Source organism: Martinezella rhizogenes (assembly GCF_007002745.1).
In the GTDB taxonomy this organism is placed as follows: Bacteria; Pseudomonadota; Alphaproteobacteria; order Rhizobiales; family Rhizobiaceae; genus Agrobacterium; species Agrobacterium cucumeris.
On record NZ_SGNY01000002.1, the window covers coordinates 309878 to 322397 of the forward strand.

Sequence of the window (12520 nt, forward strand, 5' to 3'; positions counted from 1 at the left end):
CACATAAAAGCCTCATGGCACGCCGCAGGACGACCGGCGGAAAAGCCCTTGATGCCGAAATTTGTCGGACCCAAGGCGACTATAATGACAGGCGGGACAAAATTGTGGAAAGCGGCAGCAAAACATGCCGCCACTCCACCCGCCGCCTTTGCGGCAGGCCACCGTAAAACACTTTTGCGAAGGCGTAAGGAGCGCGTTTTCAGGAGGTTATGGTGGAAACTCACCAACGGGTGTAAGCTCGGCTTTTGGATCTGAAGGGAGGGATGATCCGATGCCGCAAACCATTACCCAGACCGTCACGGACTATGTGCACGCCATGGCCTATGCCGATGAGAGCCTGATGCGTGACGTTTTCGATCCGCGCGCCAGCATTGTCGGCACCTTCGAAGGGGAGACCGAATGGCTGTCCCTGGAGGACTTCGTGGACCAGATGCGAAAAAACGAACGCGGCCTGCCGGATCACGACCCCACATTCGAAATCATGGGCATCGACAAGGAGGGCGACAGCGCCTCGGTGAAGCTGACGACAAGTTTCGATGGCATGGATTTTTACGAATACCTGTCCCTGCTGGAACACGAAGGCAACTGGTCGATCGTGCACAAGCTCTACCACATCAAGCGGTAGGTGCGGTCCGGAAAAGCAACGGAAGTGCGGATGGAGGCAGGTTCAAGCTATTGAAAATACTGGTGCCCCCGACAAGGTTCGAACTCGTGACCCCCTGATTACAAATCAGGTGCTCTACCAACTGAGCTACAAGGGCAATCCAGTGCCTTGCCAACTATCAGATTCTGACTTGGTGTAAAGCAAAAACTGATGACACGGCATCAGCGAATAGCTTTTCCACATCACCTGCGCTCATCGTACCCCAGACTATCATCGCCGCAAAGGCCCGGAAAATAAGCGAAGTATTTACGCAGCGCCGGTAAGATGGCGATGAAACATAACCATTGCAGCGAGAACGACGCCTCAGATGCGCGCGAGCATACAGAAAATACAGCTGACAGGCACGATCGTCATCGCCGCGAGTTCGATACTGCTGGCCACTCTCGCCGCAGTGCCAAGTGTCGCCAATTATCTGCGTTACCGCACCAATGCCGCCCAGCTCACCCGTTTCGAGACCGCACTTCAGTCCGCATGGCTGATCTCGGCCGAGCGCGGCCCTGCAAACAATCTGATGGGCGCATCCGCCCCCGATCCGAAGCTGGCGGAAGGGCTTGCGGCTGCACGCAAGGCGACGGATGACAAGCTTTCGGAACTTGAAGTTTCCTTCACCGAGGAAATCAAGGCCCAGCCTGAATTTTCGAAATCACTCGCCGAAACCCGACAGAAACTGGCGCAATCCCGCGAAGCCGTGGATCGGGTTGCCGCGCTGCCCCCTGCCACACGCAGCCAAAGCGCCATGTCCAACGCGATTTTATCGATGTTCAAGGCAGCTGACAGCGTCAACCTGCTGCGCGGCAAGGTGGCACGCGCCGTCATCAAGGTCACGCCTGAAGTGGCGATCGATATCACCATGACCGGCACCGCCGGCGTGATGCGCGACAGGATCGGGCGGCTCGGCTCTTATGTGGTGATGAGCCTGCGGGCAAACAGGCAGGAAAAGCTGGGATATCGTGCCAGGTTTGACAATGAGATGCAGAGCCTGCTGTCGCTGAAAGCGTCGCTGATCAACTACACCGCCGCCTATCTGTCGACGCCGCAACTGGACAAGGCGTTTCAGGACATGGAGACTTATTATTTCGGTCAGGCGTTGCGTTATGCGCAGAATACCATCGTGATAGCCATGCCCTCCGCCCAGCCAAGCATTCTTGAATTCTCCAGGAACTATATTGCCGGCATGCGCTCGTCCGATACGCTGCGCGACCTCATTCTCGCCGAAACCCGGGCAAGACTCGAGAAAAGGAAGAACGAGGCTCTGGTCTTTGGTGCAGCATCCCTTCTTCTCGCCGCCATCGCGGTTCTGGTCCTGCTGCGGCTCACTTCCGTCTATAGAACGGCGCTGTTCCAGCCCATGCAATCCGTCCGAGCGCAGATCGCCGCGATCGCCGCCGGAGACCTTTCCGAAGCCCGTTGTGAAGACAGGGTTGCTCCCGAAGTGAAGAAGATGTTCGAGGAACTCGATTTCCTGCGCGAGCAGCTTCGCCAGAAGGGCGAAATGGAAAACCAGCAGCGCGCGCTGGCCGAGCAGCTTCGCACGCTCTCTGAAACCGATGCCCTGACGGGCGTCTTCAATCGCCGTGCCTTGGAAAGGGCCGTTCGCGCCATATTGAGCGGCGAGGAACAGTATCAGTCGCTCGGCGTGATGATTGTCGATATCGACCACTTCAAGTCAATCAACGATCGTTATGGCCACGCCATGGGCGACCTCGCGCTGCAAAAGACGGCGGGGCTTTTGCGCAGCGCGTTGCGCAAGAACGATATTCTGGCCCGTTACGGCGGTGAGGAATTCGTCGTCGTGCTGCAGGATGTCAGCCACGCCACCGCGACGGCAACCGCCGACCGCCTTCGCCGTCTGATCGAAGCACAGATGATCGATGAGCAAAGCGGCCTGTCGCTGACGGCAAGCTTTGGCGTGGTGTGGCAGGAAGCGCGGGCGATAAACAGCTGGGACGAGTTGATCGCAATCGCCGACGACCGGCTTTATGAAGCCAAGCGTGCCGGCCGCAACCGCGTCTGGGCCACCTATTTCCCAAAGGTCGCCAACGGATAGCTGCTGGCATGGAACGGCAAGCTGCCGGCGGCTGGAGCATTTCCAGTCAGAACGGAAATCGTTTCTTACGTCGAAAAAACCCGAAAAATCTCTAGATCAGGTCCAGCGTCATCACGACAGGGCAATGGTCGGAAGCCTTGGGGCGATCCCAGCCGGTGCGCGGATAACGTTCCACCTCCTGCCCCGGCGGAAAGATGGTGCGATACGGCTGGCCCGCCCGGATGATTTCAGGAGCCCTTGCCGCGTTGATTTCAGCCAGACGCGGTGAAAGCCAGATGTAATCCAGCTGGCACAGATGCTGCTCCTGCGGCCCACGCGAATGATAAAGCGTCCAGCGATCCATGACATCGCGGCGCATCATCGGATTGGTAACGAAATCATCGGCGGTGAAGACATCGAGCGCGCTCCTCGCCTCCTCGACGGGCGTGAAACTATAGCCATTGCGCCGATCGCCTGAAATCGCCACCCGCTCCTGATAGTCGTTCATATCGCCGCAGATGGCGAAGTTCTTGTTGCGCGTATTGCCGACGCCCCAGCGGTTTTCGATGATACGGCGCACGGCCATGGCTTCCGCCTCGCGGATCGGCATGGTGGCGAGCCGCGCATCGACCGGATCGCGGGAATTGGTCATGGATTTGAAATGTGTGACGTAAAGCGTCAGCGGCTTGCCGCCGATCCGGAGGTCGATTTCCAGGCAATCCCGTTTGAAAATCTTGTCATCGATCTGGTTGGTGGCCGAAAGCGTCGGATTGAAGAGATCGAGATTGCGATAGGTCAGCGCCGCATGGCTCTTGATGTCGACCACCTCGATCTTGTCACCATCTCGGGTCTGCTCGCGCATGACGACGGCGACATCGATGCCGCGGCTGTCATTGCCCTCGACCAGATATTTCTGCAGGTAGCCATTACCGACCATGCGGTAAAGATAACCATATTCAAAGGCCTGCAGCGCGGCCATGTTATCGACCTCCTGCAGGCAGAGAATGTCGGCATCCGCATCCGCTATGGCGAGCGCCGAAAGCTGGCGGGTATCGTCGGTGGAGGAGACTGTCCGCGCGCTTTCCAGCGCCTGATAGGTCGCCTCGTCCCTGATATCGAACAGCTGGATCGCCCTGTCGCGTCGCGTCTGGTTGCGAAAGCCGGTGAAATCAAAGCGGGTGAGAAGATTTTCGATGTTGAAGGTGGCAAGCCGAAGCGACATGGTTCATTCCTATTGCTGGAAGGAAAGCTTAACCGCTCCGGCCCTGTCTCGCCAATAGTCTAAAGCCGCCACGCCGCCCTGATAGCAACCGGCAGCCGATCACCAATGGCAACCGCTTCCCGCGAATACGCCCTGAGCGCCTGCCCATCCGGCAGGTCGAGACGGAGAGCATAACGCTCGCCCTCGTAAAGGACCGAGGTGACAGTGCAGCTGACACCCTCCGCGTCCCGCACCACATCCTGTGGCCGCACGAGAATATCCGCCTGCGGCAGGTGCCTGTCACTCTCCATCGCCGCCCGAAGCGCCGTCCAGTCAAGATCGCGCGAAACCCCTTCCGTTACCGGCAGGGTCAGGATCGCCCCCTGCCCCACCAGCGAACCGACAAGCCTGCCTTCCGGCCGCGCATAAAGCTCTGCCGGTGCCGCCACCTGCAAGAGCTTGCCCTGCGACATGACGGCGACATCGGTTGCCAGCGCCATCGCCTCGGCCTGATCATGGGTAACATAGATCATCGTCGCGCCGGAGCGGATGTGGAATTCGCGGAACGTCTCCTCCATCTCCTGGCGCAGATGCCGATCGAGATTGGCGAGCGGCTCGTCGAGCAGTACCACGTCAGGCTCGGTAACGAGGCAGCGGGCAAGCGCCACACGCTGCCGCTGGCCGCCGGACAACTCGGCGGGACGGCGATCCGCAAAGCTCTCGAGGCGGACGGCGGCAAGCGCCTGACGCACCTTCTCGCGATATTTTTCACCGGAAATGCCGCGCACCTTCAAGGGGTAACCGGCATTGTCGGCAACCGACATATGCGGCCACAAGGCATAGGACTGGAACACCATCGCCATGTTGCGCCGCTCCGGCGGCACCATGCTGCCCCCATCGGCCAGCACGCGTTCGCCAAGCAGGATGGAGCCGTCGGTCGGCTGTTCGAAACCGGCAATCATCCGCAGCACCGTCGTCTTGCCGCAGCCGGAAGGGCCGAGCAAGGCGAGAAAGCCGCCATCGCGCACGGTAAGCGACACGTCGTCGACGGCAGGCTTCGATCCGGCTGCGAAATTTTTCGACAGGCGGTTGAGGATCAGTTTCGCCAAGGAACCACTCCTTTCGGCAGATAGCGCCCCAGAATTTCGAGCAGCAACATGAGGAAAATCACCATGATGACGACAAGCACCGAAAGCGCGGATGCAAGATCGAAGCTGCCGCTGTCATCGAGATTGTAGATGAGCACGCCGAGCGTCTGCGTGCCGGCCGACCACAGGAGCGCCGAGACCGTTAGCTCGTTACAGGCGATCAGGAAAACAAGAATGACCGAAGCGCCCGCCGCCGGGCCGACCAGCGGCAGAATGATATCCGTGAGCCGCCGCCAGAAACCGGCACCGGACAGCCGAGCGGCCTCTTCCAGCGACGGATCGAATTGCAGGAAGGCGCTGACCATGGGTTTCAGGCTGACGGCAAAGAAGGAGGAGAAATAGGCGAGCAGGATGATCCAGATCGTGCCGTAAAGCGTGATGCCCAACAACGGAATGGGGGCTGCAAAAAGCAGCACGAAGGACACCGAGATAACCACGCCCGGCAATGCATAGGGAATATCCACCAGGGCCGACAGCAGGAACATGAAGCGGCTCTTGCCGCGCACCAGGAAATAGGCGGTCAGCACAGTTACCGCCAGCAGGCAGAGCGATGTGGCGGTTGCCAGAAACAGCGAATTGCGGAAGGCGGTACGGGTGACGCTCTGGCGGTAGAGCAGTTCCTCATAGGCATGCAGCGTCGCGGTCTTGAGGCTGAGCGGCACGCCATAGGCAGGCGCGAGCGAACTCGCCACCAGTGCCGCAAGCGGCGCAACCAGCATGAAGAACAGCACCAACCACAGGGCACATTCTGCCGGCACCCGCCAGCGCGCCAGCCCGAAGGTCGCGGCCTTGCCGGAAAGGCCGATGATGCGATAGTCCCTGCCCTTCATCGCCCGTTCCTGAAGCGCCAGCCCGGCGACCGAGATGATGGCGATCATGGTGGAGAGAATGGCGATATCGCCGAAGGTGCTGGTGCCGAAACTGGCGAAACGGCTGTAGATCAGCGTCGGCAGGGTAAAGATCGACCCCGGTATGCCGAGGATTGCCGGAATGCCGAAATTGCCGACATTGGACACGAAGGAAATCGCCGCCCCGGCGATCAGCCCCGGCGTGGAAAGTGGCAGGATAATATCGAACAGCACACGGCGCGGCGAAGCGCCCGAAAGCTTGGCGGCCTCGATGCCATCCTGCGGCAGCGCAAGCAGACCGGCGCGCAGCGACAGATAAACAAGCGGTGCATGCTGCACGCCGAGCAGCAGCGCGATGCCCGCAATCGAATAAAGCGGCTGCGGCGATCCCATCGGCGGCGCAAGGCCGATGGCCTTTAACAGCGTACTCGACGGGCCGGTCATGCCGATCCACGACAACGCCGTCACCTGCGGCGGGATCATCATAGGCAGCATGAACAGAAAGCTTAAGATCGACTTGCCGCGAATGTCGCAAAGCGTCAGCGAAAGCGCAAAGGCGCCGCCAATCGCCAGCGAGATCACCATGCCGAAAAACGAGGTGGAGAGCGTGTTTAGCGCCGCATCCCAAAGGGCTGGATCAGCGAGAAGCCGCCATATGTCACCATTGAGTGATGAAATGATGCCGGTATAGGCCAGCCGGCCGAGCGGCAGGGCGCTGAGGGCAAAAACGACACTCACCACAAAAGGAAACAGCCAGCGCGGCTGGCTGCTTCCATAGGCACTTGAACGGGACATGCCGCTATATCAGCCCTTGGAGCCGAAAATATCGGAGAAGGTCTTCAGGTCCTGCTCTGAGTTCTTCAGCGCATCAGCAGCGCTGAGCGGCAGAACCTTGATCTTGTCGCGGGCCGGGAAACCTTCCGGCATGCCGGCATCGGCACGAACAGGAATGTAGCCAAGCTTGACGAAGCCCTGCTGGCCTTTTTCCGAAAGCACGTAGTCAACGAACTTCTTGGCGGCTTCCTCGTGCTTGGTGCCCTTGATGATCGCGACCGGCTCGGTGACGGCCGAAACACCCTCTTCCGGGAAAACGAACTCGACCGGCGCGCCTTTGGCCTTTTCGCGGATCGGCATGTAATCGACGACCACGCCGTAAGCCTTTTCGCCCGAAGCAACAGACTTCAGAACCGCACCGTTGCCGCCGCCGGCAATGGCGTCATTGGCCTTCAGCTGCTTGTAATAGTCCCAGCCGAGACCATCGGCAGCAGCAAGCGTCTGCGCATGGATCAGCGCTGCACCCGAGGTCAGCGGGCTCGGCATGGTCACGAGACCCTTGGCTTCAGCCTTGGCCAGATCCTTCCAGCTCGTCGGCTTCATCGCGGCAGCGGTGTTGTACATGATGCCTGTCGTGATGAGCTTGGTGGAGTAATAGAAGCCGTCCGCATCATAAAGCGAAGCATCGATGTTCTTGGCTTCGGCAGACTTGTGGGCCAGCAACTGGCCAGCCTGCTTCATGCGCTCGAGCGTCACGGTGTCGGCGATCAACAGCACGTCGGCAACCGGATTGCCAGCGCTGATCTCGGCCATCAGCTTGGCCATGATCTTCGGCGTTCCGTCACGCACCCATTCGACTTCAAGACCGGGATTGGCGGCCTTGAAACCATCAACGGTCGCCTGCGCGTCCTCGTTCGGCTGGCTGGTATAGAGCACCAGATCGGCGGCATTGGCAGCAGTGGCGATAAAGCCGAGCGATACGATGGCGGTGAAAGCGGAAAGCAGCGTTTTCATGGGTCCAGTCCCTGTTGTTTGGTGGGACCGCTTAAACATGATTGCATAACATGTATGTGACAGGCAGGATTTTTGGGGTGGGTTCTCTTGGGGCCGTCGCGATCGAGAGGAACAATGTTCCCTGGTAATCGCGGCTTACCCCCCTCTGCCCTGCCGGGCATCTCCCCCACAAGGAGGGAGATCGGCAAGAGGCTCTCTCACAACTTCATTCTCAACCGTTGAGATGGGCGATACCTCGCCACGAGTCGATCTCCCCCCTTGTGGGGGAGATGTCCAGCAGGACAGAGGGGGGTGAAGCCGCACCCTCCACCGCTGCCGTAAGCCGATGACATCAAATCGCCGGCAGCACTTCGCCCGTTTCCGCCTGCGCCGTCGTAATCAACCGGCCAAGCCGCTTCATACCCTCTTCAATCATCGCCTCGTTGGCGCAGGAGAAGCTGATGCGCAGCGTGTTCGTGCCCGAACCATCCGCAAAGAATGCACGGCCGGGAACGAAGGCGACCTTTTCCGTGGCGATGGATTTTGCCAGCAGGGCGGCGCCATCCATGCCTTCCGGCAAGGTGACCCAGATGAACATGCCACCTTCCGGCTTCGTCCAGTGCGTGCCCTTCGGCATGTACCTGTCGAGTGCGGCCAGCATCGCATTACGGCGGGCGCTATAGGCGGCCTTGATCTTGGCCACCTGCTTGTCGAAACCGCGCGAGGCGACACGTTCGATGGCGATCTGGTTGATGGTCGAGGAATGCAGGTCAGCGGCCTGCTTCATCAGCACCAGCTTGCGGATAACAGGTGCGGAAGCGACGATGTAACCGACGCGAAGGCCCGGTGCGAGTGTCTTGGAGAAGCTGCCGCAATAGATGGTGCGGGTGTTCTCGATGCCGCCGGAACGGGCAATGTCGAGCGCCATGATCGGCGGAACCGCCTCGCCATCGTAACGCAGCGACTGATAGGCGGCGTCTTCGATGACGGCAATGTCGAGCTCGTCGGCCAGCGCCAGAACCTTTTCACGGCCGGCCAGATCAACGGTCTCGCCGGTCGGGTTGGAGAAATCGGCCGAGAGATAGGCGAACTTCACCGCACCGCCATGCTTGGCGGCGGTTTCGCGGTAGGCCTCCGGCGTGCGGTTGCCGCCGGGATTGAGCTGATCGTAATTCGGCTCATAGGCGTTGAAGGCGGAAAGTGCGCCGAGATAGGTCGGCCAGGTGACCAGCGCCGTATCCTTCGGCGACAGGAACAGCTTGCCGAGGTAATCGAGACCCTGCTGCGAGCCGGAAACGATGAAGACATTGTCGGCGGTGCAGTCGATGCCGATATCGACCATCTCGCCCGCCAGCCATTCGCGCAGCGGCTTGTAACCCTCGCTCACCGAATATTGCAGCGCTGCATTGACCTGCGCGCCTGAAAAAATTTCGGCATAAGCCTGCTGGAATTCCTCTGCGGGGAAAAGAGCCGGGTCCGGAATACCGCCGGCAAAGGAGATGATGTCGGGCTGCTCGAGCAGCTTCAGCAGCTCGCGGATTTCAGACGCTTTCATGCGCGAAGAGCGCGTGGCGAAAATTTGTTCCCAATCTAGCATGGGTACGTTTCCTCTTGTGTCGTTTTTATGCGTGCATCTTTACAGAAATGTCGATATGTCAGCAATACTGACTTATCAGTTTTTCGAATTATTTCTGCCTCCCTGCACATTGCCCGCAGCCGGCCCTCCCTGAGGCCCGTTTTTGCGGACAAAGCCAAATACACCCTCCCGCAAAGCTTCACAATCTCACCTTTGCGATTGACGCGGCAAGCTTTTCCGGCTGGATTGCGGCCAAGCGCCGTGACGCGGCGAAAGCATCGATGGGAGTGAGACGACATGCTGAAAAATATCGATCCGGCGCTGAACGCCGATGTGCTGCACGCGCTGCGCGCCATGGGGCACGGCGATACGCTGGTAATCTCCGACACCAATTTCCCGTCCGATTCGGTTTCCCGTCACACAACGGTCGGCAAGGTGCTGCATATCGACAACGTCTCTGCCGCGCGCGCCATGCAGGCGATCCTGTCCGTCCTGCCGCTCGATACGCCATTGCAGCCCTCGGTCGGCCGCATGGAAGTGATGGGCGCACCCGATCAGCTGGAGCCGGTCCAGGCCGAGGTGCAGAAGGAAATCGACGCAGCGGAAGGAAAATCCGCACCGATGTATGGCATCGAGCGTTTCGCTTTTTACGAAAGAGCCAAACAGGCCTATTGCGTCATCACGACAGGCGAAACGCGGTTTTATGGCTGCTTTCTGCTGACAAAGGGCGTCATCCCGCCGAAGTGATCGCCTACTGGTAATGGAAGCGGCACTGAATAATTTCCAGCTTTTGCTCGCTTCCAGACCCGGACACCCGATAGACAAAGCGATGCTCGCCGGTAATTCGCCGCGACCAGTAACCGGCCATGTCGCCCTTCAAGGGCTCCGGCTTTCCAAGCCCCGAAAAGGGTGTGCGTTTGGCATTACGAATAAGGTCGTTGATTTTCTCGACCATGCGGGCATCGGTTCTCTGCCAGAACTCATAATCGTCCCACGAACTCAAGCTCCAGACGAGCTTCATTCTTCGGTCGGATCCCGCTCGACGGTGTCACCGCGTTCAAGCTCTTGCATGGAAGCACGAAGCCGAGACGCATTTGCCGGGTTGGATAGAAGGTGCAACGTTTCCTGCATGCTCTCATATTCGCCTTCGGCCAGAACGACGACGGCTTCCTTGCCTTGACGGGTAACCAGCAGGGGCGCCCGTGTCTCCAGAACCCGGTCGAAATGGGTCGCGAAGTTCTGACGGAATTCCGTAAATCGCACATTTGCCATAGAAGCCGCCTTTCGGAAATATGTACAGATTTATGTACGTATTTGACGACGAAAGTCAAGGTTAGGTAGTTTGGCCCAGAACGAAAAAGGCCGGAGCTTTCGCCCCGGCCTCCATATCTTCCACCAAACAATGAAGCTTAGTTGACAGCCTTGTCGACCAGCTTGTTCTTGCCGATCCAGGGCATCATGCCGCGCAGCTTGGCGCCGACTTCTTCGATCTGGTGAGAGTCGTTGTTGCGGCGGATGCCCTTGAAGCGAGCGCCACCGGCCTTCCATTCCTGCATCCACTCGGTGGTGAACTTGCCGGTCTGGATGTCGTGCAGGACGCGCTTCATTTCTGCCTTGGTGTCGGCGGTGATGATGCGCGGACCGGTGACGTATTCGCCCCACTCTGCCGTGTTGGAGATCGAGTAGTTCATGTTGGCGATGCCGCCTTCATAGATCAGGTCGACGATCAGCTTCACTTCGTGCAGGCACTCGAAATAGGCCATCTCAGGCGCATAACCGCCTTCGACCAGCGTTTCGAAACCGGCGCGGATGAGCTCGACGAGACCGCCGCACAGAACGACCTGTTCGCCGAAGAGGTCGGTTTCGCACTCTTCCTTGAAGTTGGTTTCGATGATGCCCGAACGGCCGCCGCCAACGCCGCAGGCGTAGGAGAGAGCGAGTTCAAGAGCGTTGCCCGAAGCGTTCTGGTGAACGGCAACGAGGCAGGGAACGCCGCCGCCCTTCTGGTATTCGCCGCGAACCGTGTGGCCGGGGCCCTTCGGTGCGATCATGACGACGTCGAGCGATGCCTTCGGCTCGATGAGGCCGAAGTGAACGTTGAGGCCGTGTGCGAAGGCAATCGCTGCACCATCGCGGATGTTGCCGGCAATGTCGGCCTTGTAGATGTCGGCCTGCAATTCGTCAGGAGTCGCCATCATCAGCAGGTCGCCCCACTTGGCGGCTTCGGCAACGGTCATGACCTTGAAGCCGTCGGCTTCTGCCTTCTTGACGGTCGGCGAACCGGCCTTCAGGGCGATGACGACGTTCTTGGCGCCGGAATCCTTAAGGTTCAGCGCATGGGCGCGGCCCTGGGAGCCGTAACCAACGATGACGACATTCTTCGCCTTGATGAGATTGAGATCGGCATCACGATCATAATAAACGCGCATTTTATGGTCCTTCCCTAATGCTTGTCTCTCAGTTGTCTGAACCGGAATCTCAGGCGGGTTTGCCGCTGAGTTCCGAATGTACCTTTTCCGTCCCGTAGAGCGTCAGAAAGGCGATGACCGCCTTCTTTGCCCGGGCGGAAAAATCCTTGTCCGGCGCCTCGCCCAGCAGCATGCGCACATGCAGATCCGAAACGATGAGACCGTAAAAACCGCGATACGCCTCTTCAGCGTCATCGAAACGCAGGTAGCCGGAACGGCGACCCGCCTCGATCAGTCCACGGGCGCGGCGGTCGATCTGGCGACGGCCGCGCTCGAGCAGCAGATCGCCGAGCTTGGAACCATCGCGGCTCGCCTGCCCGATGGCCAGACGGTTGAGCGCCAGCGACACGTCACCCGCCAGCACATCCAGCAGATCATGCGCAAAAACCTCGAGATGATCGGCAAGCTGCGGCGCGGAAACGCGGTCGCCTGCCTTTTCGAAGGTGCGGACCTTGCTCTGCTGGAATGTAATCATCGCCGCCAGCAGGCCGTCCCGGTCACCAAACCACTTGTAGAGGCTTTCCTTGGAACAGTTGGCGGCGCGCGCCAGCCCCGATGTGGTGAGCGCTTTCTCGCCGCCCTCGACCAATAGACGCAATGCCTGGTCCAGAACGGCGTTCTGACGCGGCGAAAATTCCTGCGCTGTGATCGGGTCGGAAGCCAAGTCTTTTCCACTCCAGGGGCTCGATTAATGTACCGTACGGTACGGTTCGAGCGCCATTTAAGCGGAGGCTGCTTCCCGGTCAAGCGGATTCTTCGGAGGAGGACGAGAATTGACGCGCTGCGGCATGCCATGCGCCGCAGCATGAAGCGTGGCAGGCG

General features: G+C 59.4%; 12 protein-coding genes and 1 tRNA gene. 3 read left to right on the forward strand and 10 right to left on the reverse strand.

Annotated features, from left to right (window positions below; translation table 11 throughout):
- The first annotated feature begins 271 nt into the window (after window positions 1-271).
- Window positions 272-625 carry a nuclear transport factor 2 family protein gene (locus EXN68_RS07160; protein WP_142840200.1) on the forward strand — a complete coding sequence of 118 codons (354 nt, stop codon included), beginning with the start codon at window positions 272-274 and terminating at the stop codon, window positions 623-625.
- A 60-nt stretch (window positions 626-685) separates the two neighbouring features.
- On the opposite strand, the gene EXN68_RS07165 is transcribed toward EXN68_RS07160, so the two are convergent.
- Window positions 686-761, reverse strand: a tRNA-Thr gene (locus EXN68_RS07165).
- Window positions 762-971: 210 nt separating this feature from the next.
- On the opposite strand from EXN68_RS07165, the gene EXN68_RS07170 reads away from it, so the two are divergent.
- Window positions 972-2711 carry a GGDEF domain-containing protein gene (locus tag EXN68_RS07170; RefSeq protein WP_142840201.1) on the forward strand — a complete coding sequence of 580 codons (1740 nt, stop codon included), beginning with the start codon at window positions 972-974 and terminating at the stop codon, window positions 2709-2711.
- Between the two features lie 91 nt (window positions 2712-2802).
- On the opposite strand, the gene EXN68_RS07175 is transcribed toward EXN68_RS07170, so the two are convergent.
- From EXN68_RS07175 to EXN68_RS07200, 5 genes are all read right to left on the reverse strand, one after another.
- Window positions 2803-3912 (reverse strand): endonuclease/exonuclease/phosphatase family protein, encoded by a 1110-nt coding sequence (locus EXN68_RS07175; RefSeq protein WP_142840202.1) that lies wholly within the window; start codon window positions 3910-3912, stop codon window positions 2803-2805.
- A 59-nt stretch (window positions 3913-3971) separates the two neighbouring features.
- Window positions 3972-5000: an ABC transporter ATP-binding protein gene (locus EXN68_RS07180; protein WP_142840203.1), complete on the reverse strand. Its 1029-nt coding sequence runs from the start codon at window positions 4998-5000 to the stop codon at window positions 3972-3974.
- Complete coding sequence (locus EXN68_RS07185; protein ID WP_142840204.1) at window positions 4988-6682, reverse strand: ABC transporter permease; 1695 nt, start codon at window positions 6680-6682, stop codon at window positions 4988-4990. The genes EXN68_RS07180 and EXN68_RS07185 overlap by 13 nt, the downstream gene beginning before the upstream one ends.
- Before the next feature lie 9 nt (window positions 6683-6691).
- Window positions 6692-7675, reverse strand: coding sequence for an ABC transporter substrate-binding protein (locus EXN68_RS07190; protein WP_142840205.1), 984 nt, complete (start codon window positions 7673-7675; stop codon window positions 6692-6694).
- Window positions 7676-8006: 331 nt separating this feature from the next.
- A complete protein-coding gene (locus EXN68_RS07200; RefSeq protein ID WP_142840206.1) occupies window positions 8007-9251 on the reverse strand; it encodes an aminotransferase-like domain-containing protein in 1245 nt (414 codons plus the stop codon).
- Between the two features lie 276 nt (window positions 9252-9527).
- Between EXN68_RS07200 and EXN68_RS07205 the strand changes: the two genes are divergently transcribed.
- Complete coding sequence (locus EXN68_RS07205; RefSeq protein WP_142840207.1) at window positions 9528-9977, forward strand: RbsD/FucU family protein; 450 nt, start codon at window positions 9528-9530, stop codon at window positions 9975-9977.
- 4 nt (window positions 9978-9981) lie between these two features.
- Here the strand turns inward: EXN68_RS07205 and EXN68_RS07210 are convergent, their stop codons facing one another.
- The 4 genes from EXN68_RS07210 to EXN68_RS07225 all read right to left on the reverse strand — a co-directional run bounded on the left by EXN68_RS07210 (window position 9982) and on the right by EXN68_RS07225 (window position 12362).
- Window positions 9982-10251, reverse strand: coding sequence for a Txe/YoeB family addiction module toxin (locus tag EXN68_RS07210; protein ID WP_046798129.1), 270 nt, complete (start codon window positions 10249-10251; stop codon window positions 9982-9984).
- On the reverse strand, window positions 10248-10502 hold the full coding sequence (locus EXN68_RS07215) for a type II toxin-antitoxin system Phd/YefM family antitoxin (protein ID WP_142840208.1): 255 nt from the start codon (window positions 10500-10502) through the stop codon (window positions 10248-10250). The genes EXN68_RS07210 and EXN68_RS07215 overlap by 4 nt, the downstream gene beginning before the upstream one ends.
- Window positions 10503-10639: 137 nt before the next feature.
- Entirely contained in the window at window positions 10640-11659 is a 1020-nt protein-coding gene (ilvC, locus tag EXN68_RS07220) for a ketol-acid reductoisomerase (RefSeq protein ID WP_142840209.1), read from the reverse strand.
- A gap of 49 nt (window positions 11660-11708) precedes the next feature.
- Window positions 11709-12362 carry a TetR/AcrR family transcriptional regulator gene (locus EXN68_RS07225; RefSeq protein ID WP_142840210.1) on the reverse strand — a complete coding sequence of 218 codons (654 nt, stop codon included), beginning with the start codon at window positions 12360-12362 and terminating at the stop codon, window positions 11709-11711.
- Window positions 12363-12520: the final 158 nt, after the last annotated feature.

Bases quoted from the DNA above. Each gene is read 5' to 3' on its own strand.
- EXN68_RS07160 (WP_142840200.1), top strand. From the start codon at position 272: ATGCCGCAAACCATTACCCAGACCGTCACGGACTATGTGCACGCCATG.
- EXN68_RS07170 (WP_142840201.1), top strand. From the start codon at position 972: ATGCGCGCGAGCATACAGAAAATACAGCTGACAGGCACGATCGTCATC.
- EXN68_RS07175 (WP_142840202.1), bottom strand. From the start codon at position 3,912: ATGTCGCTTCGGCTTGCCACCTTCAACATCGAAAATCTTCTCACCCGC.
- EXN68_RS07185 (WP_142840204.1), bottom strand. From the start codon at position 6,682: ATGTCCCGTTCAAGTGCCTATGGAAGCAGCCAGCCGCGCTGGCTGTTT.
- EXN68_RS07190 (WP_142840205.1), bottom strand. From the start codon at position 7,675: ATGAAAACGCTGCTTTCCGCTTTCACCGCCATCGTATCGCTCGGCTTT.
- EXN68_RS07200 (WP_142840206.1), bottom strand. From the start codon at position 9,251: ATGCTAGATTGGGAACAAATTTTCGCCACGCGCTCTTCGCGCATGAAA.
- EXN68_RS07205 (WP_142840207.1), top strand. From the start codon at position 9,528: ATGCTGAAAAATATCGATCCGGCGCTGAACGCCGATGTGCTGCACGCG.
- EXN68_RS07210 (WP_046798129.1), bottom strand. From the start codon at position 10,251: ATGAAGCTCGTCTGGAGCTTGAGTTCGTGGGACGATTATGAGTTCTGG.
- EXN68_RS07215 (WP_142840208.1), bottom strand. From the start codon at position 10,502: ATGGCAAATGTGCGATTTACGGAATTCCGTCAGAACTTCGCGACCCAT.
- ilvC (WP_142840209.1), bottom strand. From the start codon at position 11,659: ATGCGCGTTTATTATGATCGTGATGCCGATCTCAATCTCATCAAGGCG.